The organism is Mycobacterium sp. E3247 (genome assembly GCF_001667785.1).
GTDB lineage: Bacteria > Actinomycetota > Actinomycetes > Mycobacteriales > Mycobacteriaceae > Mycobacterium.
This window is the reverse complement of record NZ_LZJG01000051.1, coordinates 58,252-78,350: the sequence shown is the minus strand read 5'-3', so window position 1 is coordinate 78,350 and position 20,099 is coordinate 58,252. Positions and strand designations below refer to the sequence as shown.

20 protein-coding genes and 1 pseudogene are annotated in these 20,099 nt (G+C 69.0%); 18 read left to right on the top strand and 3 right to left on the bottom strand.

The features are described 5' to 3' along the window. The 8 genes and pseudogenes from A9X04_RS02525 to fadD1 all read left to right on the top strand — a co-directional run. The coding region (locus A9X04_RS02525; RefSeq protein WP_255396474.1) for an acyl-CoA dehydrogenase family protein at nucleotides 1-464 on the top strand (464 nt) is incomplete at its 5' end. Further along, nucleotides 461-961, top strand: a complete 501-nt coding sequence (locus tag A9X04_RS02520) for a MaoC family dehydratase N-terminal domain-containing protein (protein WP_067917406.1) — start codon at nucleotides 461-463, stop codon at nucleotides 959-961. The genes A9X04_RS02525 and A9X04_RS02520, both read left to right, overlap by 4 nt. Before the next feature lie 7 nt (nucleotides 962-968). Beyond that, nucleotides 969-1,424, top strand: a complete 456-nt coding sequence (locus tag A9X04_RS02515) for a MaoC/PaaZ C-terminal domain-containing protein (protein ID WP_067917404.1) — start codon at nucleotides 969-971, stop codon at nucleotides 1,422-1,424. Next, nucleotides 1,421-2,620: a thiolase family protein gene (locus A9X04_RS02510; RefSeq protein WP_067917401.1), complete on the top strand. Its 1,200-nt coding sequence runs from the start codon at nucleotides 1,421-1,423 to the stop codon at nucleotides 2,618-2,620. The genes A9X04_RS02515 and A9X04_RS02510 overlap by 4 nt, the downstream gene beginning before the upstream one ends. Before the next feature lie 44 nt (nucleotides 2,621-2,664). Further along, nucleotides 2,665-2,757, top strand: a pseudogene (locus A9X04_RS29380) (acyl dehydratase); the annotation flags it as partial. 29 nt (nucleotides 2,758-2,786) lie between these two features. Then, the gene (locus A9X04_RS02505) at nucleotides 2,787-3,743 is read left to right on the top strand and encodes an alpha/beta hydrolase (RefSeq protein ID WP_067917399.1); all 957 of its coding nucleotides are present in this window, start codon (nucleotides 2,787-2,789) and stop codon (nucleotides 3,741-3,743) included. 20 nt (nucleotides 3,744-3,763) lie between these two features. Next, the gene (locus A9X04_RS02500) at nucleotides 3,764-5,359 is read left to right on the top strand and encodes an NAD(P)/FAD-dependent oxidoreductase (RefSeq protein ID WP_082974760.1); all 1,596 of its coding nucleotides are present in this window, start codon (nucleotides 3,764-3,766) and stop codon (nucleotides 5,357-5,359) included. Then, a complete protein-coding gene (fadD1, locus tag A9X04_RS02495) occupies nucleotides 5,356-6,945 on the top strand; it encodes a fatty-acid--CoA ligase FadD1 (RefSeq protein ID WP_067917396.1) in 1,590 nt (529 codons plus the stop codon). The genes A9X04_RS02500 and fadD1 overlap by 4 nt, the downstream gene beginning before the upstream one ends. Here fadD1 and A9X04_RS02490 read toward each other — a convergent pair. After that, nucleotides 6,921-7,796 (bottom strand): DMT family transporter, encoded by an 876-nt coding sequence (locus A9X04_RS02490; RefSeq protein WP_067917394.1) that lies wholly within the window; start codon nucleotides 7,794-7,796, stop codon nucleotides 6,921-6,923. The two genes, fadD1 and A9X04_RS02490, sit on opposite strands and share 25 nt — an antisense overlap. Nucleotides 7,797-8,059: 263 nt before the next feature. Between A9X04_RS02490 and A9X04_RS02485 the strand changes: the two genes are divergently transcribed. The 5 genes from A9X04_RS02485 to A9X04_RS02465 all read left to right on the top strand — a co-directional run bounded on the left by A9X04_RS02485 (nucleotide 8,060) and on the right by A9X04_RS02465 (nucleotide 13,349). Further along, on the top strand, nucleotides 8,060-9,157 hold the full coding sequence (locus tag A9X04_RS02485; protein WP_067917430.1) for a ferredoxin reductase: 1,098 nt from the start codon (nucleotides 8,060-8,062) through the stop codon (nucleotides 9,155-9,157). A gap of 16 nt (nucleotides 9,158-9,173) precedes the next feature. Next, on the top strand, nucleotides 9,174-10,580 hold the full coding sequence (locus tag A9X04_RS02480) for an acyl-CoA desaturase (protein ID WP_067917392.1): 1,407 nt from the start codon (nucleotides 9,174-9,176) through the stop codon (nucleotides 10,578-10,580). A gap of 67 nt (nucleotides 10,581-10,647) precedes the next feature. Further along, the gene (locus A9X04_RS02475) at nucleotides 10,648-11,388 is read left to right on the top strand and encodes an SDR family oxidoreductase (protein ID WP_067917390.1); all 741 of its coding nucleotides are present in this window, start codon (nucleotides 10,648-10,650) and stop codon (nucleotides 11,386-11,388) included. Nucleotides 11,389-11,467: 79 nt separating this feature from the next. After that, nucleotides 11,468-12,832, top strand: coding sequence for a molybdopterin-dependent oxidoreductase (locus tag A9X04_RS02470; RefSeq protein ID WP_231985642.1), 1,365 nt, complete (start codon nucleotides 11,468-11,470; stop codon nucleotides 12,830-12,832). Next, the gene (locus tag A9X04_RS02465) at nucleotides 12,825-13,349 is read left to right on the top strand and encodes a hypothetical protein (RefSeq protein WP_067917388.1); all 525 of its coding nucleotides are present in this window, start codon (nucleotides 12,825-12,827) and stop codon (nucleotides 13,347-13,349) included. The genes A9X04_RS02470 and A9X04_RS02465 overlap by 8 nt, the downstream gene beginning before the upstream one ends. Here A9X04_RS02465 and A9X04_RS02460 read toward each other — a convergent pair. After that, nucleotides 13,326-13,685: an SHOCT domain-containing protein gene (locus A9X04_RS02460; RefSeq protein WP_067917387.1), complete on the bottom strand. Its 360-nt coding sequence runs from the start codon at nucleotides 13,683-13,685 to the stop codon at nucleotides 13,326-13,328. The genes A9X04_RS02465 and A9X04_RS02460 overlap by 24 nt on opposite strands. 525 nt (nucleotides 13,686-14,210) lie before the next feature. Here A9X04_RS02460 and A9X04_RS30205 point away from each other — a divergent pair. Genes A9X04_RS30205 through A9X04_RS02440 form a run of 5 tightly spaced genes read left to right on the top strand, consistent with a single transcriptional unit; the run spans nucleotide 14,211 to nucleotide 19,059 of the window. Then, nucleotides 14,211-14,516, top strand: coding sequence for a hypothetical protein (locus A9X04_RS30205; RefSeq protein WP_156764184.1), 306 nt, complete (start codon nucleotides 14,211-14,213; stop codon nucleotides 14,514-14,516). 47 nt (nucleotides 14,517-14,563) lie between these two features. Continuing rightward, the gene (locus tag A9X04_RS02455; protein WP_067917385.1) at nucleotides 14,564-16,165 is read left to right on the top strand and encodes a class I adenylate-forming enzyme family protein; all 1,602 of its coding nucleotides are present in this window, start codon (nucleotides 14,564-14,566) and stop codon (nucleotides 16,163-16,165) included. Continuing rightward, nucleotides 16,152-16,925, top strand: a complete 774-nt coding sequence (locus A9X04_RS02450) for a class II aldolase/adducin family protein (protein WP_067917383.1) — start codon at nucleotides 16,152-16,154, stop codon at nucleotides 16,923-16,925. Before A9X04_RS02455 ends, A9X04_RS02450 begins: the two co-directional genes overlap by 14 nt. A gap of 41 nt (nucleotides 16,926-16,966) precedes the next feature. Then, nucleotides 16,967-18,235, top strand: coding sequence for an amidohydrolase family protein (locus A9X04_RS02445; protein ID WP_067917381.1), 1,269 nt, complete (start codon nucleotides 16,967-16,969; stop codon nucleotides 18,233-18,235). A gap of 5 nt (nucleotides 18,236-18,240) precedes the next feature. Continuing rightward, entirely contained in the window at nucleotides 18,241-19,059 is an 819-nt protein-coding gene (locus A9X04_RS02440; RefSeq protein WP_067917379.1) for a class I SAM-dependent methyltransferase, read from the top strand. 4 nt (nucleotides 19,060-19,063) lie between these two features. Here A9X04_RS02440 and A9X04_RS02435 read toward each other — a convergent pair whose 3' ends face one another. Then, nucleotides 19,064-20,083, bottom strand: coding sequence for a nitronate monooxygenase family protein (locus A9X04_RS02435; RefSeq protein ID WP_067917424.1), 1,020 nt, complete (start codon nucleotides 20,081-20,083; stop codon nucleotides 19,064-19,066). Between the last annotated feature and the right edge of the window lie 16 nt (nucleotides 20,084-20,099).

The following is a 20,099-nucleotide window of genomic DNA, read 5'->3' as shown; positions in this document are numbered from 1 at the left end:
GCGACGCCACCGCCACGGCGTTGCGGCGCGTGGCCAACGCCGCCGTCGCCCTGGGGTCGCTCGACTTGGTGGGCGTCGGGCAGGCCGTGATCGACCGCACCGTCGACTACACCACGCTGCGTCACCAATTCGGCCGGCCCATCGCGTCGTTCCAGGCCGCCCAGCACCTCGTCGCCGACATGCACATCGCCCTGTCGGCGGCCCGGTTGGCCGCGCATGCGGCGGTCTTCTGGATCGCGCGCGGCCGCATGGCGACCCGGGAGACCGCCATCGCGCGCATGCACGCCGCCACCGCTTCCCGGTTGATCACGTTGGACGCCCACCAATTGCACGGCGGCATGGGGTACGTCACCGAGACCGATTTGCACCTGTGGTCCGAGCGGGCACGGTTGGGCTCGACGTGGGGCGGCGGGGCGGACGTCGCCGCATCGTGGCTGGAGGAAACCTTGGACGAGACCGAATGAACGACGACAGCTTGATCGACGCCGAATCGGCGTCGCGCGTCGGCACGGTCGCCGCCACGGCGACCGGTGAGGTGAACCGGCGGGACTGGCAACGGTGGGCGGCGGCGATCGGGGACCACAACCCGCTGTGGTTCGATCCGGACTACGCCAGGGCCAACGGCTTTCGCGACATCGTCTGCCCCCCGCTTTTTTTGCAGTACGCCGTGCTCGGTGTCACGCACCTCGAGGCGCTGCGGCCCGACGGTTCCTCTGGCGCTGTCTCGGGCAGCCTCGCGTTTCCGCGCGCCCCCAAGCGGATGGCCGGCGGGGAAAGCTTCGCCTTCCACCTGCCGGCGTATCACCGCGACGAAGTCGAGATGGTGCGCACCATCGCCTCCATCGTCGAAAAGCAGGGCCGCTCCGGCAAATTCGTCTTGGTCACCTGGCACACGGTGTACCGCAACCAGCACCAGGACCTGCTCGCCGAAGCGTCGACGTCCATGATCGCCCGCCCCTAGGAGCCCGATGACCGGCCAAGTCTTCTACGAGGACGTCGAGGTGGGCCACCAGATGCCCGAACTCACCTTGACCGTCGACGAAACGCAGTTGTTCTTCTTCAGCGCCGCCACCTACAACGGCCACCGCATCCACTACGACAAAGACTGGGCGCGCACGGTCGAAGGCTACGACGACGTACTGGTCCACGGACCCCTGCAGGCCGCGCTGCTCGGCCGGGCCATCGGGGACTGGATCGGCGGGCGTGGCCGGCTGGTGTCCTTTTCCGTCCAGAACCGCGCGGTCGCCCATCCCGGCCAGCCGCTGAGCTTCGGCGGCACGATCACCGGCATGCGCCTCTCCGGCGAGGGCGCCGGCCTGGTGGATCTCGACATCGCCGGCCGCCGCGAGCAGACGGTGCTGATGCCCGGAACCGCGACCGTCGAGCTGCCCCGGCGCGGAACGCCTCGGCAGGCCGATCAGTGACCGGGCTGCGCGGCGAGGCGGCGATCGTCGGCATCGCCGAACTGCCGGCGCAGCGGCGTCCCACTCGACCGCTGTTCACGCTCGACCAGTACGCGGTGCTGGCGAAATTGGTGATCGACGACGCGGGCGTCGACGCCTCCTGCGTCAACGGTTTGCTGACCCACGGCATCGCCGAGTCGGCGATGTTCGCGCCAGCCACCCTGTGCGAGTACCTCGGCCTGCCCCTGGACTTCGGTGAGCGGGTCGACCTGGGCGGGGCCACCGCGGCGGGCATGATCTGGCGGGCGGCGGCCGCGGTGGAGCTGGGCATCTGCGATGCCGTCCTGGCCGTCGTGCCGGGCTCGGCGTCGCAGCCGCAGTCCGAGAAGCGGCCCCCGCCGGACCCGAATTGGTATGGGGCGTCGTCGAACAACTACGGGTCGCCGCAGGCGGAATTCGAGATCCCGTACGGCAACGTGGGCCAGAACGCGCCGTACGCGCAGATCGCCCAGCGTTACGCCGCCGAATTCGGTTACGACCCTGTCGCGGTCGCCAAGATCGCCGTCGATCAGCGGACCAACGCGTGCGCCCACCCCGGCGCGGTGTTCCACGGCACCCCGATGACGGTGGACGACGTGCTCGCCAGCCCGATGATCGCCGATCCCATTCACATGCTCGAGACCGTGATGCGGGTGCACGGGGGAGCGGGCGTGCTGATTGCCAACGCCGACATCGCCCGCACCGCCCGCCACCGACCGGTGTGGATCAAGGGTTTTGGCGAGCACATCGCCTTCAAGACCCCGACCTACGCCGAGGACCTGCTGCGCACCCCGATCGCCCGCGCCGCCGACAGGGCATTCGCCATGGCCGGTCTGCACCGCTCGGACGTGGACGTGGCGTCGATCTACGACTGCTACACCATCACCGTGCTGATGAGCCTCGAAGACGCCGGCTTCTGCGACAAGGGCCACGGGATGTCCTGGATCATCCGCCACGACCTGACCTACCGCGGCGATTTTCCGCTCAACACCGCCGGCGGGCAGCTGTCCTTCGGGCAGGCCGGGATGGCCGGCGGCATGCACCACGTCGTCGACGGCGCCCGGCAGGTCATGGGCCGGGCGGGTGACGCGCAGGTGAGCGACTGCCACACGGCGTTCGTCACCGGCAACGGCGGCATCATGAGCGAGCAGGTCGCGCTGCTGATGCGGGGGGACTAGCGATGCGCTTCCCAGTTCCCGAGCCGACGCCGGTGTCGCGGACCCCGGGCGACATCGGAATCGGTATCCGGGTCGAGCCGGTGTTCTACGATCTGCCCGAAGCCGGAATCACCCTCTTGAAATACCGGCCGGCGTGACCGGCTCAACGACGAGCTCGGAGGTGTACATGGACGACCCCTTTGGCGGCGTCCGGGCGCTGTTGCGCGAGTTGGACGCGGGATTCCCGCGTATCGAGACCATGACCGCCGTTCAGGCTCGCGCGGCCGTCGCCGAGAGGCGCAGGCCCGTCGACAACATCGACGACGTCCGCCGCACCGAAGACCGGTCGATTCCCGGGCCCGCCGGGGACATCCCCGCGCGGATCTACTACCCGCACGGCGAACCGCAGGCTGACCGCGCCGCGGTCGTCTTCTACCATGGCGGCGGATTCGTGTTGTGCGACATCGAGTCTCACGACGGCTTCTGTCGCGCACTGTCCCGCGGTGTGCAGGCGGTCGTGGTGTCGATCGGCTACCGCCTCGCGCCCGAACACCCGGCGCCCGCGGCCGCGCTGGACGCCTTCGCCGCGTTCCGCTGGGTGGTCGACCACGCGCCCGAACTCGGCATCGACCCGGCACGCACGGCCATCGCCGGTGACAGCGCCGGCGGCAACCTCGCCGCGGTGACCGCCATCCGCTGCCGCGAACGCCGGGTCCCCGGGCCGGCCGCGCAACTCCTGATCTATCCGGTCATCGACCCGTCGTTCGACACCGACAGCTACCGGCGCTGCGCCACCGGCTACTTCCTCACCAGCGCAGCCATGCAATGGTACTGGCGCCAGTACCTCGGTGGCGAAACAGCCTCGGGTCAAACCGATTTGGTGGCGCCGGCTCGCGCCGACTCGCACGCCGGCCTCCCTCCGGCCGTGGTCGTCACCGCCGGCCTCGATCCGCTGCACAGCGAGGGCTGCGACTATGCCCGCCGATTACGCGACGCGGGGGTGCCCGCGGTGCACCGCGATTTCCCGGACCTGTTTCACGGCTTCCTGACCATCCCGGCCTTTCCCCCTGCGGTCTCGGCGCTCGACCTGGTCTGCGCCGACCTGCGGGGGTTGCTCCGGACGACCTTTCGTGAGGCGACATGACCGATACCGACGTGAAAGACGTGACCGACGTGATCGACGTGATCGTTATAGGCGCGGGGTTCGCCGGGCTCTACGCCGTGCACCGCGCCGCGTCGGCGGGACTGTCGGTGCTCGGCATCGAGGCGGCACCCGATGTGGGCGGCACCTGGTACTGGAACCGCTACCCGGGCGCGCGGTGCGACGTCGAAAGTGTCGACTATTCCTACTCATTCGATGAGGAACTCCAGCAGGGCTGGACGTGGACCGAACGTTTCGCAGCCCAACCGGAGATCCTTGCCTACCTGGGCCACGTTGCCGACCGGTTCGATCTGCGCCGCCACTACAGGTTCGGGGTCGACGTCGTCGGCGCCACGTTCGCCCAAGGCCGATGGCGGGTCCGCACCCGCGACCACCAGACCTATGCCGCCCGGTTCCTCATCTGCGCGACGGGTTGCCTGTCGGCGGTCAACCGCCCGGACATCCCCGGCGCCGACGATTTCGCGGGCGAGGTCTACTTCACCGCCGCATGGCCGCGCGAGGACCCTGACCTGCGCGGCAAGCGGGTCGGCCTGATCGGCACGGGATCCTCCGGCATTCAAGCGGTTCCGATCGTCGCCGCGCAGGCGGACCGGCTGGTGGTGTTCCAGCGATCGGCGAACTACAGCATCCCGATGCCCAACCGGCCCTGGACGCCGGAGGAACAACGACAGATCCGGGAGCAGTACCCCGAGCGCCGTCGCGCCTCGGCCTACGCGGCCTCGGGCACGCCGCACGGCACGTACCACAAGAACGCGATCGATACCGATCCAGCGGAACGCGCCGAGGCGCTGTGGCGGCGCTGGCGCGAGGGCGGGGTGCTGTTCGCCAAGACGTTCCCCGACCAGAACTCCGACCTCGCGGCCAACCACATCGCGCGGGAGTTCGCCGAGGAGCGGATCCGCGAAATCGTGGCCGACCCCCTCGTCGCCCACGACCTCATCCCCGTCGACCACCCGATCGGGACGAAGCGAATCTGCACCGACGGTGGCTATTACGCCGCGTTCAACCGGGACAACGTCCACCTGGTCAACCTGCGCCGCGAGCCCATCGAGACCATCACCGCCGACGGCGTGCGAACCACCGCCGCGACCTACCCGTGCGACGTGCTGATCTTCGCCACCGGTTTCGACGCGCTCACCGGCGCGCTGACCCGCATCGACCCGGAGGGGCCCGGGGGAGTGCGGCTGCGCGACGTCTGGGCCGACGGCCCCCTGACCTTCCTCGGCCTGATGGTGCCCGGCCTGCCCAACATGTTCACCATCAGCGGCCCGGGCAGCCCCTCGGTGCTGGCCAACATGGTGCTGCACGCCGAGGTGCAGGTCGACTGGGTGATCGAGCTGCTGGTGACGATGCGCCGCCTCGGGGTGACGGAGGTGGAGCCGCGCCGCGACGCCGCCGAGGCCTGGACGGAGCATGTCGCGACGGCGGCCGAGCAGACGCTGTTCCCGAAAGCCGCCTCGTCGTGGTACCTCGGCGCCAACATCGAAGGCAAGAAGCGGGTCTTCATGCCCTACGCCGGGGGATTCGGCACCTACCGACGCCACTGCGACGACGTCGCGCGCCGGCACTATGCCGGGCTCGTGCTGACCACCCGATGATCGAAACGGTGCAGCAACTGCTGCGGCAACGCCGGCACGACGACACCCCGGCGCTCGCCCACGGCGAACGCGTCTGGACCTGGAGAGAACACCTCACGGAGGCCGAGGCGGAGGCCGCCGCGCTGATCGGTCTCGCCGACCCGGCCCGTCCGCTGCACGTCGGGGCCCTGCTGCCCAACTCCCCGGCGATGCTGCGCGCCATGGCCGCGGCCGCGCTGGGCGGCTACGTGCTGTGCGGGATCAACACGACCCGGCGCGGGGACGGCCTGCTGGCCGACATCCGGCGCTCCGACTGCCAGTTGCTGCTCGTCGACCCCGAACACCGTGAGCTGTTGGACGGCGTGGATCTCAGCGGAGTCGAGGTGCTCGACGTGACCGGCCGGCGCTACGCCGAACTGGTGGCCGCCGCGCCGGCCCTGGTGCCGCACCGTGAGGTCGCCGGCGGTGACACCCTGATGATGATCTTCACCTCCGGGACCAGCGGCGACCCGAAGGTCGTCCGGCTCGCCCACGCGATGGCGATCATGTGCGGCGCCAGCCTGATCTTCCAGTACGACGTCACCGCCGCCGACGTGTGCTACCTGTCGATGCCGCTCTTTCACTCCAACGGCGTCGCCGCCGGGTGGGCGGTCGCCATCGGCGCAGGCGCCACCATGGTCCCGGCCCGGTTCTCGCCGTCGCGGTTTCTCGACGACGTGCGCCGCTACGGCGTGACGTATCTCAACTATGTGGGCAAGCCGCTCGCGTTGATCCTGTCCACCCCTGAGCTGCCCGACGACGCGGACAACACGCTGCGGGTGGCGTTCGGCAACGAGGCCACCGACCGCGACATCGCCGAATTCGCCAGGCGTTTCGGTTGCCGGGTGGTGGACAGCTTCGGTTCCAGCGAGTTCGCGGTCATCGTCGTCCGCGAGGATGGCACCCCGCCGGGGTCGATCGGCAAGCCGTATCCGGGGGTCGGCATCTACAACCCGGCGACGGTGCGGGAGTGCGCCGTCGCGGAATTCGACGAGCACGGGGCGCTGACCAACTTCGACGACGCGGTCGGCGAACTCGTCAATACCCAGGGCGCGGGCCCGTTCGCCGGCTACTACAACGACCCGGCCGCCACCGCGGAGCGGATGCGGCACGGCATGTACTGGTCGGGCGACCTCGCCTACCGCGACGCCGACGGCTGGATCTACCTGGCCGGCCGCACCGCCGACTGGATGCGGGTGGACGGCGAGAACCTGGCCGCGGGGCCGATCGAGCGGATCCTGGGACGCCTGCCCGAGATCAGCCAGGCCGCGGTCTACGCGGTGCCCGACGACCGGGTCGGCGATCAGGTGATGGCTGCGCTGGTAGTGCGCGCGGGCGCGCGGCTCGGCCCGGACGACTTCGCGAACTTCCTTGCCGCGCAACCGGACCTGTCGCCCAAAGCGTGGCCCCGGTACGTGCGCATCAACGAAGACCTGCCGACGACGGCGACGAACAAGGTCCTCAAGCGCGCGCTGATGGCGGCCGGCGTCACCGCGGAGGGCGGTGTCCTGTGGACGCGCCCGCAGCGCGGTACCACCTACAGTCAGCTGACGGCTTCGCCGGCCTGAGCCGATTCGGAAAGGTCCTCGGGAGCTTCCCCGAACCGCGCCAGCACCAGCGTTGCCGACACGGCCACGGCGAAGCCCGCGATGACCAGCCAGCCGAGCCCGTCGCGCGCGCTGTCGCCCAGCCACACCACGCCGACGAACGCGGGGGCGATGGTTTCACCGACGACCATCCCGGCGACGGCCGTGGTCACCGAACCGCGATGCAGCGCGGAGGTCAGCAGCAGGAAACCGGCCGCCCCGCCCGCGGCCGCCGCGTACAGCGCCGGATTGGTGTAGAAGGCGCGTCGGGTCGGATCGAGCACCTCGATCAGCCGCACGCCGACCTCGATCGCGCCGAAGCCGGTTCCGGCCGCCAGCCCCAGCGCCAGCGCGCGCGGCCGGTCCGGCAGCCGGCCCGCCACGGCGCCGGCGACGAAGATCGCGGCCACCACCCCCAGCAGTGCCCAACCCAGTCCGGCGGGCGCATGCCGGAAGTGCCCGGGCCCGGCGGCGAGTGCGAGCACCACCAGGCTCGCGCACACGATGCCCACCGCGCTCCATTCGGCGGGCGACAACCGCACCGACAGCACCCATGCGGACACGATGCCGGTGACCGCGATCGAGGCGGCCAGCGCGGCGGCGACCACATAGATGGGCACCAGGCGCAACGCCGCGACTTGAAGGATGAAACCGAGCCCGTCGAGACCAACGCCGACGACGTAGCGCCACTGCCGAGCCGCGCGCCACAGCAGCACGGTGTCGACACCACTGCCGCTGCCGGCCTCCACGGAGCGGGTGGCCGCCGCCTGCAACACCGACGCCGTGCCGTAACAGACGGAGCAGCCCAGCGCGAGCAGGAATCCGATCAGCACACGTCGAACAATAGGCGGAACAATAGGCGCCTGCGACGGGCGGCGCGGGCGGCGGCTGAGAGTTCTCTGAACAAATGTTTGGGCGAGGGGGAGTCCGGGCACGTCACAAGTACGCGTGGCTGGGGGGCTGGTCAAAACCCATATCAACGGGCGAACAGTCATGCGCCGTTACTGTCGTCATTGATAGTCTGACAAAACAAAGCGCCACAAGCTAATTCAAAATCGACGTTTGAACTCAGTGTACAACTGTGTACTCTGACGACATGGCAGAGCGCGGCGCCCAGCCCCAGGTCCCATGGGGACGGCGGTTGTTCCTGCGGGCGGTGCGGCGGTTGTTCAGCCCGCTGCAGCCGGATGACTACCTCGAGATGATCAACCCGCTGTGGACCACCAAGGAGCTACGCGGAAAGGTCGAGGGCATCGAGCAGCAGGGCTCGGAAGCGGCCAGCATTCTCATCCGGCCCGGCTACGAATGGCCCGGCCACAAGCCCGGTCAGTACGTGCGCCTCGGTGTGGTCATCGACGGCGTCTACCACTGGCGCGCCTACTCGCTCACGTCGGATCCCAGGCCCGAAGACGGGCTGATCAGCGTCACGCCGAAACGGGTCGACGGCGGCGTGGTGTCGCCGTATCTCGTGCACAAGATCCAGCCGGGGGACCTGGTGCGGCTGGGCGAGATCGAAGGCGTCTTCACGCTGCCCGAGCCGCTGCCGGACAAGCTGTTGTTCATCAGCGCCGGAAGCGGCATCACACCGATAGTCAGCATGCTCCGCGACCTGGACCATCGCGACCAATTGCGCGACGCGGTGGTCCTGCATTCCGCGCGAACCCGCGAACAGGCGATGTTCCTGCCCGCCTTGGAAGAGCTCGAAAAGCGGCACCCGGGAATGCGGCTGGACCTGCGCCTCACCGCCGAACAGGGCAGACTTTCGCCCGCCGACCTGGACGACGTGTGCCCGGACTGGCGCCAGCGTGAGGCATTCTGCTCGGGGCCCGGCGAGATGCTCGACGCGCTGATCGAGCACTGGGAGGACAACGGCGATCGGGACCGCCTGCACTTCGAGCGGTTCCAACCGAAGATCGGCGGCGACGCCAATGCCGGCGAGGGCGGCACCGTCTGCTTCCTCGACAGTGACAAGGAAGTCGAATGTGACGGTGGGACATCGATTCTCGAGGCGGGCGAGAAGGCGGGTCTCAACCTCGCCTACGGCTGTCGCATCGGAATCTGCCATACCTGCGTCGGGACGCTGAAATCGGGCAAGCTGCGCGACCTGCGCTCGGGTGACGTGATCGAACCGATCGAGCAGGACGTCCGGATCTGCATCAACACCGCCGAGGGCGACGTCGAACTCGAACTCTGATCGAAAGGAGCGGCTTATGACGACTGCCGTGAAAAAGACTGTGGAATCACCGCTTTCCCGCCTCGGGGAACAAGAACTCGAAAAGCTCGCGAAGGAATTCGACGCCATCCACGACGAGGTGTTCGCCGACCTCGGCGACCGCGACCGGCGCTACATCAAGAACGTCATCTCGGCGCAGCGACAGATCGTGGTGGCCGGCCGGGTGCTGTTGCTGGCGTCGCGCTCGAAGACCGCGTGGCTGCTCGGCACCGCCTGTCTGTCCATGGCCAAGATCCTGGAGAACATGGAGATCGGCCACAACGTCATGCACGGGCAATGGGATTGGATGAACGACCCCGACATCCACTCCTCGGTCTGGGACTGGGACACCGCATCGACCGCGGAGTCGTGGAAGCACTCGCACAACTACATCCACCACACCTTCACCAACATCCTCGGCAAGGACAAGGACCTCGGTTACGAGATCATGCGGATCGACCCCAACCAGAAATGGGCTCCGCGCTACCTGGGCCAACCGATCTACAACCTGCTGCTCACGCTGCTGTTCGAGTGGGGTGTGGCCGTCCACGACATGGACATCGACGCGATCCGCAAGCGCGAGAAGCCGTGGTCGGAAGTGCGGAAGGACCTGAAGGGCATCGGCGTCAAAGCGCGGGCGCAGATCTACAAGGACTACCTCGGCTGGCCGCTGATCAGTGCCGGCGCGTTCGCGCTCGTCCAGCTGGCGTCGGGTGGCCGGCTCGAACAGCCCAAGCATTCCCGCCTCGGCAAGAGGCTGCGCAACGTGTCGAACAAGGGCCGAATCGGCGCCACCGCGAAGTTCCTCGACAAGGTGTTGCCCGGCGCGGAAAGCACCTACCTGCGCACGCTCGGCGCCGACGCCGTCGCCAACCTGATCCGCAACGTGTGGGCGCACGCGATCATTTTCTGCGGCCACTTCCCGGACCAGACCTACACGTTCGCGCAGGAGGAAGTCGAGAACGAGACGCGCGGCAGTTGGTATGTACGCCAATTGCTCGGCGCCGCGAACATCGACGGCAGCCCGCTGTTCCACATCATCAGCGGCAATCTCGGTTACCAGGTCGAGCACCACCTCTACCCGGACATGCCGAGCAGCCGATACTCGGAGATCGCGCCGCAGGTCAAGGACATCTGCGAACGCTACGAACTGCCCTACAACTCCGGCCGGTTCGGCAAGCAGTGGTTGATGGTGCACCGCAGCATCTTCCGGCTGGCCTTCCCGGGCGGAAGGTCCCGGCCGAAGCCGGGCCCCTACCGCGGCAACGTCCACCGGCCGGATCCGGGGCGGCCCAGCGAGGGCACGCGGTTCCGCGACCGCGTGCCGGCCGAGCACCCGGCGGCGGGTCCCGAACACGAGGCCACCGGTGTCGAGGTGGAGCCGCCACCGCGCGGCAAGGACTGACGCGACGGCCGGGCGCCCCGAGTAGCCTTAACCCGCAACGGGATTCGGACACGACTCAGGGAGCGCAATGGCGGGGATCGACGGGCAGGTCGTGGCCATCACCGGCGCAAGCAGTGGCATCGGGGAGGCGACCGCCCTCCTGCTCGCCGAGCGCGGAGCGCGGGTGGCCCTGGGCGCTCGGCGGGTCGAGCGCCTCGACGACACCGCACGACGGATACGCGACCGCGGCGGACAAGCCATCGCCTGCGAGACCGACGTCACGCGGCGCGAAGACCTCGAGCGACTGGTCGCCGCGGCAAAAGGCGAGTTCGGCCGGCTCGACGTCCTGGTGAGCAACGCCGGCATCAGCAAGATCGGGCCGATGTACGACCTCGACGTCGACGGATGGTCGGCGATGATCGACGTCAACCTGCGGGGCGTCCTGCACGGGATCGCGGCGGCGCTGCCGGTGTTTCGGCGCCAGGGACGCGGCCACTTCGTCACGACGGTGTCGACCGCGGGGCTGAAGATCGTCCCCACCATGGCGGTGTACGCCGCCACGAAGAACGCCGTTCGCACGTTGATGGAGGGCCTGCGCCAGGAATCGACCGACGGTGTCATCCGGACCACGTCGATCTCACCGGGATTCGTCGACACCCAACTCGACGGCTCCATTGACGACGCGGAGGTGCGCGCGCAGATCCGCCGCAACATGACCGACTTCGGCCTCTCGCCAGCGGCGGTGGCGCGGGCCATCGCCTTCGCGATCGAACAACCGCACGACGTCGAGATCGGCGACATCACCATCCGGCCCACCGTTCAGGGCTAGCCAGCGCCAGACTGCCACCGTGTGAACAGGCGCCGAATCTGAACCCTTTTCGCCGCCCGGTCGTGGATGATCATCGATGATGCACCGCAGCCGCAGGTCCGACACCCGGGACACCGGGCCGACAGATGATTCCCGGGGCTACGGGTTTCCGTCGCGCCTGTGGCGTCTGCTGGACGAACACCCGCCCCCGGGGGTCGGGCGTGCGCAGCGGTGGCGCAGCCCGCTGCGGGGACCGTGGCTGACCTCCGTGTTCGGTTCGGTGCTACTGGTGACGCTGCCGATCGTTATCATCACCGGCCTGCTGTCGTACATCGCCTACGGGCCGCGGTTCGGCCAGGCCATCCCCGGCGACGTGGGGTGGTTGAAGCTGCCGACGTTCGATTGGCCCACCAACCCGCCCTGGCTGTACCGGCTGACCCAGGGCCTGCATGTCGGACTCGGGCTGGTTCTGATCCCGGTGGTGCTGGCCAAACTCTGGTCGGTGATACCGAGGTTGTTCGCGTGGCCGCCCGCCCGATCGATCGCCCAACTGCTGGAACGGGTTTCGCTGCTGATGCTGGTCGGCGGCGTCCTGTTCGAGATCGTCACGGGCGTGCTGAACATTCAGTACGACTACATCTTCGGCTTCAGCTTCTACACGGCGCACTACTTCGGCGCGTGGGTGTTCATCGCCGGTTTCGTCGTGCATATCGCGATCAAGATCCCGGCCATGTGGGCGGGCCTCCGCTCGATCTCACCGCGGGACGTCCTGCGCACGGGGCGTGCCGAGACGACGGCGCAGGCGCGGGATCCGGACGGATTGGTCGCCGCCGACCCGCACCCCGCGACGGTCAGCCGCCGGGGCGCCCTGGCGCTGGTCGGTGGCGGTGCGCTGTTCATGGCGGTCATCACCGCGGGCCAGACGCTGGGAGGCTACGCGCGGCCCGCCGCGCTGCTGCTCCCGCGCGGGCGCACCCGTGGGGACGGACCGAACGACTTCGAGATCAACCGAACCGCGGTCGCGGCCGGGATTTCCGCCGCGAACGCCGGCGAGCGGTGGCGGCTGACGCTGCGCGGGGGCGCGGCCCCCGTCACGCTGGACCGTTCCGCGCTGCTCGCCATGCCGCAGCACACCGCCGTGCTGCCGATCGCCTGCGTGGAAGGCTGGTCCACCACCCAAACCTGGACCGGGGTGCGACTGGCGGACCTGGCCCGCCTCGCCGGCGTGCTCGCCCCGGAAGCGGCGCACGTCTCCTCGCTGGAGCGCTCCGGGGCGTTCGGCCGCGCCATACTGCAGGGGAGCCAGGTGCTGCACCCCGACGCGCTGCTGGCGTTGCGTGTCAACGGAACGGATCTGTCCCCGGACCACGGCTTCCCGGCGCGCGTCATCGTGCCGGCGCTGCCCGGGGTGCACAACACCAAGTGGGTGGAGTCCATCGCCTTCCGGGCGGCCGCGAATGGGTAGCGCCCGAACCCATTTCGTCAGGCTCTACGGATCTCGCCCGCTGCACCTGCTGATCCTGATCGCCGGGTTCGCGCTCTTGGGCTACGTGGTGGCCACCGTGGGGCCGGCCGCGCTGTGGAACCCGCAGGTGTGGTGGCAGTCGATCATCGTGTGGTTCGCCGCGGCGATCGTCGCCCACGACCTGGTGCTGTTCCCGGTCTATGCGCTGCTCGACGGGCTGCTGTCGCGGACCGTCGCGCGGCTCGTGCCGCCTCGCGTCCCGGTGGTCAACCACATCCGGGTGCCGGCCTTGGGCGCCGGTCTGACGCTCCTGGTGTTCCTGCCCGGCATCATCAAGCAGGGCGCAGCGACCTATTCGGCGGCGACCAGTCAGACCCAGGACCCCTTTCTGGGGCGCTGGTTGCTGTTGACCGCGGCGATGTTCGGGGTCAGCGCCGCCGTCTACGCGGCCCGGCTGGCAACGGCGGGCAGGCGGCCGGGGCGGGTGCCCGGGCTACATGTTGGCGATGATCTGTAGGCGCTGCGCGCTGTACTCGGTGTCGGAGATCGCGCCCCGGGCGTGCAGGTCCTCCAGCTGCATGAGGCGGTCGTACAGCGCCGGCTCCGAGAGGGGGAGCCCGGCCGGGCGGGCGTGCGGGCCGCCGTGGTGCTGCACGGTGCCGCCCTTGGTGGTCCAGTCCGCGCCCAGGTCGATGAGGCGCAGGGCGAACAGCACGCCGGCGCCCGTGATCGGCAGCCCGAGGTAGAGCATCCACTCCAGCGGCATGCCGGCCCGGCTCAGCGCGAAATAGCGCGTCAGCAGCACCAGCGCGAGCAGCCCGCCGGCCAGCAGCACGACGACCTTTGTCTTCATCTGCGGTGGACCTCCGTGTAGTTCGCCGCTGGACGTCGGCAGCGCCTTGTGGCAAGCGCAAACCACCCCCGGCGCTACCGATCCCAAAAGGACGCCGGGCGACTTCACCGTCGGGCGCCATCCTTGGAGAATCCTTGGCGATTTCTTGGAATGCTCCCGGATGCCCGGCGTGTCGATACGCGTTCTTCGACGAGTAATTACTGTGGACGATCGTGCGGATTCGACAAGCCGGGGCAACGGCCGCGATGTGCGGCTGCCTTGCGGCCCTCGTCGTCGCGCTCGGGGACATCGCGGGAACACCCGCAATGGCAAATGCCGCGGCGCCCCTCACGTCCCCGCCGCCCAGTTCCCCCTGCTTCATTGGCCTCAACTGCGGATACGTTCAGCACTGCCAACAGCCGCCGCACCCCCATCCTCCGAATGTCGCCGGTGATCCGCAACGCACCCCTCCCGCCCCGGCGCCGCCGAATCCGTAGCCCAGCCGCGAAATGCGCAGCCCGCCCCGCGTAACTAAGGTGGAGAATCGTGACGCATAGACAAGCCCGGCCCCTGACCGCTTTCTGCGGTGTCCTGGCGGCGCTTGTCGTAGCGTTCGCCTGGCCGCCCGCTGAGCTGACCGGAATTGTCGCGTCGTCATCGTCCGTGACGCCCGCGCCCCCGCCGCCGCCGGGTGGCGCCTTGCCGGTGCAACCCGTCGGCGGAGGCGGCTGCATCATCGGCCTCAACTGTGGCTGCACGCAACACTGCCACCCGCCGCCGCGTCCCCGTCCTCCCGCCATCGCCGGCGACCCGCAACACGACGCGCCCGCTCCCGGCCCGCAGAACCCCTAACGGGAGGGAACGGACGGCGCCGTCCGCGGCTTCCCTATCATCTGCTCATGGAGTCTTCGCCGGCGTTCACCGACGAGGATTCGGCCCGGTTCCGCGCCGCTGGATTTTGGTCGGATATGACGCTGTCGGACGCGGTGCGCAGCAATACCGAACGATCACCGGATCGGCTCGCCTATGTCGACCATCCGGGAAGGGCGCTGACCTGGCGCCAATTCGACGATGCCGCAACCGGTCTCGCCGGACAGCTGGCCGGCGCGGGCGCGGCTCCCGGTGACCGGGTGGCGGTGTGGCACGGCGACTCCGCAGCCCTGCACGTGCTGTTCGTGGCGATCGAGCGCTGCGGGGCCGTCGTCGTCGGCATCGGCGCGCGCGCCGGAGCCCGTGAGGTCGCGGCGATACTGCGCAGCGCCCAGCCGCGCATCCTGATCAGCGACCGGCAGCGCGGCGATACCGCGGCGGCCGTTGCCGACGAGCTTGCGCTCCCCACGCTGGTGTTGAGCACGGACGCCGGCGCGCCACGACTCAACGTCTCGGTGGCGCCCAAGGCGCTTGGCGCCGAATCCCGGCTCGGGCCCGACGATGTCTTCCTCATCAACTCGACGTCGGGGACGACCGGCCTGCCCAAGTGCGTGGTGCACACCCAGAATCGCTGGTACTACTTCCACCAGAAGGCCGTCGCCAACGGGCTGCTGACGTCGGAAGACGTTTTCCTGCCGGTCATCCCGACGCCGTTCGGCTTCGGGCTATGGACCAGCCACACCACGCCGATCTATCTCGGCGCCACCGCGGTCATTCTGGGACGGTTCAGCACGGGGGCGGCATGCGAGGCGATATCCCGGGACCGGGCCACCGTATTGTGCTGTGTCAGCACGCAATTGACCATGCTGATGGCGGACCCCGCCACGCGGGAGTACGACCTGAGCTCGCTGCGCGTCGTGTTCACCGGCGGTGAGGCGCTGCCTTACCGGCCGGCCGCCGAGTTCGAGGAGCTCACCGGCGCCAAGATCCTGCAGTTCTACGGCTCGAACGAAACCGGGATGCTGAGCGCCACCAGCCTCGACGACACGCGAGAACGCCGACTGCGCACCGGCGGCCGGATCGTCCCCGAAATGGCGGTCCGCCTCTTCGACGGTGACAGGGACGTGACCGCGACGGGCAAAGGTCAGCCGGCCTGCCGCGGCCCGGCGACCAGCCTCGGCTATCTCGGCGGGACCGATCACGACAAGTTGTTCACCCGAGACGGCTGGATGCGCATGGGGGACCTCTGCGAAATCGACGCCGAGGGGTATCTGACCGTCACCGGGCGAACCTCCGACTTCATCCTGCGCGGGGGGAAGAACATCAGCGCAACGCAGGTCGAGGACGCCGTGACCACCCACCCCGCCATCGCGGTGGCGGCGGCGGTCGCGATGCCCGATCCGGTGTTCGGCGAAAGGGTCTGCCTCTACGCCGAACTCGTCGACTCGGCGACGATCGACCTGCCCGAGCTGGTCGAACACCTGCTGGCGATGGGAGTGTCCAAGGAGCTGTTGCCCGAGCGGCTCATCGTGGTCGACGAGCTCCCGCGCTCGTCGGGCGGGAAGGTTGCCAAAGGCCGGCTCCGCGAGGATATTCGAGCCAGAACGGAGGCCGATCATGAATGCTCCTAACGCGCGCCGGGGCGGCCTGGAGGTCTGGGCACCGTCGGTGGTTCCCCCGATCGGGGTCGACCTGTCCGACGAGCAGGCGCTCGCGGTGGCCTTCCGCCACCTGGCCGCCATCGGGTTCGCCGAGAACATGGCCGGACACATCACCTGGCAACCCGACGGCCAGACGGACATGTTGGTCAATCCGTGGGGGCTGTGGTGGCAGGAGATCACGGCGTCCGACATCTGTGCGGTCGACGCCGACGCCCGGGTGCTGCGCGGCCGCTGGGACGTCACCCCGGCGATCCACATCCACACCGAGCTGCACCGCGTCCGCGACGACGCCCGGGTGGTCATCCACAACCACCCCTACTACGTCTGCGTACTCGCCGCGCTGGGCCGGCTGCCCGAATTGGTGCACCAGACCGGTTCGCTCTTTCTCGACGACCTGTGCCTGGTGGACACCTACGACGGCGAGGTCGACAGCCCGGCGCGCGCCGCCGAACTGGCCGCCCGCATCGGCGCCGCCAACCTGACCATCCTGGCCAACCACGGCGTCATCGCGACCGGACGCACCCTGCCCGAGGCCGTCTACCGCGCCGCATCCATCGAACGGGTCTGCAAGCTGGCCTACGACGTGCTGCTCACCGGCATCCAGCCGGTGGCCATGGACTGGTCGGACATGGCGGGCATGCAGCGGTCGCTCGTCGAACGGGCCGCCGACGTGTACTGGGCGGGCGCCGCCAGGATGACCATCAAGGCCGATCCCGACGTGCTCACCTGAACCGCACACTCAACGACGCTGTCGGGCAAGGAGATTGACGAGTGAAATCGATCGACGAGCTGGCCGCCGACCTCAGCTTCACCACCGCCAAGACCGGTGAGCAGCGGTCGGTCACCTTCCTGCCGGACCCGCCCCGGGCGCCGCGGCGCTACACGGTGATCTCGGTTGACGACCACATCGTCGAACCGCCGGACACCTTCACCGGACGGTTGCCGCGCAAATTCGCCGACCGTGCACCCAAAGTGGTGGAAACCGGCAGCGGGGGACAGACCTGGGTCTACGACGGCCGGGAACTGCCCAACGTCGGGTTCAACGCGGTCGTGGGCCGGCCGGTGGCCGAATACGGCTTCGAACCGGTGCGGTTCGACGAAATGCGCCGGGGCGCCTGGGATATTCACGAACGCGTCAAGGACATGGACCTCAACGGCATCTACGCCTCGCTCAACTTCCCGTCCTTTCTCCCCGGATTCGCCGGCCAGCGGCTGCAGCAGGTCACCGGCGACCGCGAGCTGGCGCTGGCGTCGGTGCGCGCGTGGAACGACTGGCACCTGGAGGTGTGGGCGGGCTCGTATCCCGAACGCATCATTCCGTGCCAGCTGCCCTGGCTGCTGGACCCCGAGCTCGGCGCCAAGATGATCTACGCGAACGCCGAGCGTGGGTTCCACGCGGTGACGTTCAGCGAGAACCCGGCGATGCTGGGCCTGCCGAGCATTCACTCCGGGCACTGGGACCCGATGATGGCGGCGTGCGCCGAGACGGACACGGTGGTGAACCTGCACATCGGCTCGTCGGGGTCGTCGCCGTCCACCACCGCCGACGCGCCGCCGGACGTGCAGGGCGTGTTGTTCTTCGCCTACGCGATCTCCGCGGCCGTCGACTGGCTGTATTCCGGCCTGCCCAGCCGGTTCCCCAACCTGAAGATCTGCTTGTCGGAGGGCGGAATCGGTTGGGTCGCCGGGCTGCTGGATCGGCTCGACCACATGCTCAGCTATCACGCGATGTACGGCACCTGGCAGGCCCTGGGCGAAAGCCTTACTCCGGCAGAGGTTTTCACGCGGAACTTCTGGTTCTGCGCCGTGGAGGACAAATCGTCGTTCGTCCAGCGCGACCGGATCGGTGTCGACAATATCATGCTGGAAGCCGACTACCCGCATTGCGACTCCACGTGGCCGCACACCCAGCAGACCATCCACGAACAAGTCGGCGACCTGCCCCCGGAGGTGATTCGCAAGTTCACCTGGGAGAACGCGTCCCGCCTGTACCGGCATCCCGTGCCGGTGGCAGTGCAGCGCGATCCCGACGCGTTCTGACCGACATGGCCACCGCCAAAGTCGACTTCAGCTCCGTGTCCTGGGGCTCGGTGGAGTGGACGAACCTCGTCACGCTCTACCTGCGCGCGTGCGAAAGCCGTTCCCGCCGGCCCATTCTGGATGACAAGACCGCCGCGGAAGCGGTGGACCGCATCGACTACGACTTCAAGCGAATCCACCGCAGCTCGCTGCCGGCATCCAACCAGTACCTGGTCGCCCTGCGGGCCAAGACGCTCGACGACTGGTGCGCGGCGTTCCTGCGGCGTCACCCCGACGCGGTGGTGCTGCATCTGGGGTGCGGCCTCGACGGCCGGGCGTTCCGGCTGCCGGTGCCGTCGTCGGTTTCGTGGTTCGACATCGATCAGCCCGCCGTGATCGAGCTGAGGCGGCGGCTCTACGACGACACGGAGCGCTACCGGATGATCGGCTCGTCGGTGACCGATCCGCGGTGGCTGGATCAGGTCCCGGCCGGGCGCCCCACGCTGGTGGTCGCCGAGGGCCTGCTGATGTATTTGACCGAGCAGCAGGTGCGGCAGCTGCTACAGCGGTTGACCGACCGATTCGACTGTGGGGAAATGCATTTCGACACGCTGTCAGCGCTGGCGCCGCTGCTGTCGAAGCTGTTCACCAGGGGGATCATCAAGTGGGGTATCCGCGACGCGCGGGAGCTGCAGGCGTGGAATCCCAGGCTGCGGTTGCTCGAACAGACGTCGACCTTGGCGGGCTACCAGCGGATCGACTCGACGGCGGTGCGGACGATCTACCGGGTGATGTGGTTTGCGGGCGCCCGCAACTACGACGTGCTCAACCGCTTCGAGTTCTAAGCCATCACAGGTCGGAAGCCAGCCGCCGCAGGATGTCGGCCGCCGGTTCGGCGGTGGCGTTGCGGTACCCGGTGCCCGCCCAGAGGTGGACGAAGTCGGGTTTGCCCGCCGCGGCCGCGGCCTTGCGCAGCGGGCTGGTGAGGTAGTGGAGGGCGGGATAGCCCAGCGGCGCCTGGGCCTCGTGGACGTCGATGAACGCATTGCGCAGCCCGCGGGCGGGGCGGCCGGTGAAGGCGTGCGTGAGCACCGTCTCGGTGTACCTGGGATCCGTCAGGGCCGCCCGGTGGGTGGCCGAGGCACCGCTTTCGTCGGCGCGCAACAGAACCGTCCCGACGGCGGCCGCCGCCGCCCCGGCGCGGATCACCTCGGCCACGGCGGCGGGGGTGGCGAGCCCGCCGGCGGCCATCACCGGCAGCGGCGCCGCCGCGACGACCCGTGCGACGAGCTCGGCGATCGGTACCGGCGTCAACGGCTTCCGGGGCGAGAGCGTGCCGGAGTGACCACCCGCAGCGACGGCCTGCACGGCGAGCATGTCGACCCCGGCGTCACGCGCCTGCACCGCCTCCTCGGGCGTGGTCACCGTCTGGACCACCACGCTGTGGGCTTTCTGCAGCGCGGAGATCACACCGCGCGGCGGGATGCCGAACGTGAACGACACCATCGGAACCGGGTCGTCGAGCAACAGCGCGATCTTCTCGTCGAATTTGTCGGTGTCCTCGACGGGTTCCGGGGGCAGCGTCAAGCCGAACTGGTCGGCGTCGCGCTGAACGATCGCGGCATACGCCCGGTAACTCCCGGTATCGACTGGTAGGGGATTGGGCGCAAACAGATTGATGCCGAACGGGATGCCTTCGGCCCGAACCTCTTTCAGTTCCGCCTCGACGGCCTCCACGGTCTTGTAACCCGCGGCCAGCAAGCCGAGGGCGCCGGCGCGGTTCGCGGCCGACACCATCGCGGGCGTGGTCGGGCCGCCCGACATCGGGGCGGCGACCAGCGGAATGGACATCCCGAACTGTGTCAGCATCTTCAAGGGCCCTTCC

Excerpts from the sequence above, each read along its gene's own strand:
- A9X04_RS02520 (WP_067917406.1), top strand. The coding sequence starts at position 461 with ATGAACGACGACAGCTTGATCGACGCCGAATCGGCGTCGCGCGTCGGC.
- A9X04_RS02515 (WP_067917404.1), top strand. The coding sequence starts at position 969 with ATGACCGGCCAAGTCTTCTACGAGGACGTCGAGGTGGGCCACCAGATG.
- A9X04_RS02505 (WP_067917399.1), top strand. The coding sequence starts at position 2,787 with ATGGACGACCCCTTTGGCGGCGTCCGGGCGCTGTTGCGCGAGTTGGAC.
- fadD1 (WP_067917396.1), top strand. The coding sequence starts at position 5,356 with ATGATCGAAACGGTGCAGCAACTGCTGCGGCAACGCCGGCACGACGAC.
- A9X04_RS02485 (WP_067917430.1), top strand. The coding sequence starts at position 8,060 with ATGGCAGAGCGCGGCGCCCAGCCCCAGGTCCCATGGGGACGGCGGTTG.
- A9X04_RS02480 (WP_067917392.1), top strand. The coding sequence starts at position 9,174 with ATGACGACTGCCGTGAAAAAGACTGTGGAATCACCGCTTTCCCGCCTC.
- A9X04_RS02475 (WP_067917390.1), top strand. The coding sequence starts at position 10,648 with ATGGCGGGGATCGACGGGCAGGTCGTGGCCATCACCGGCGCAAGCAGT.
- A9X04_RS02470 (WP_231985642.1), top strand. The coding sequence starts at position 11,468 with ATGCACCGCAGCCGCAGGTCCGACACCCGGGACACCGGGCCGACAGAT.
- A9X04_RS02465 (WP_067917388.1), top strand. The coding sequence starts at position 12,825 with ATGGGTAGCGCCCGAACCCATTTCGTCAGGCTCTACGGATCTCGCCCG.
- A9X04_RS02460 (WP_067917387.1), bottom strand. The coding sequence starts at position 13,685 with ATGAAGACAAAGGTCGTCGTGCTGCTGGCCGGCGGGCTGCTCGCGCTG.
- A9X04_RS02455 (WP_067917385.1), top strand. The coding sequence starts at position 14,564 with ATGGAGTCTTCGCCGGCGTTCACCGACGAGGATTCGGCCCGGTTCCGC.
- A9X04_RS02450 (WP_067917383.1), top strand. The coding sequence starts at position 16,152 with ATGAATGCTCCTAACGCGCGCCGGGGCGGCCTGGAGGTCTGGGCACCG.
- A9X04_RS02440 (WP_067917379.1), top strand. The coding sequence starts at position 18,241 with ATGGCCACCGCCAAAGTCGACTTCAGCTCCGTGTCCTGGGGCTCGGTG.
- A9X04_RS02435 (WP_067917424.1), bottom strand. The coding sequence starts at position 20,083 with ATGCTGACACAGTTCGGGATGTCCATTCCGCTGGTCGCCGCCCCGATG.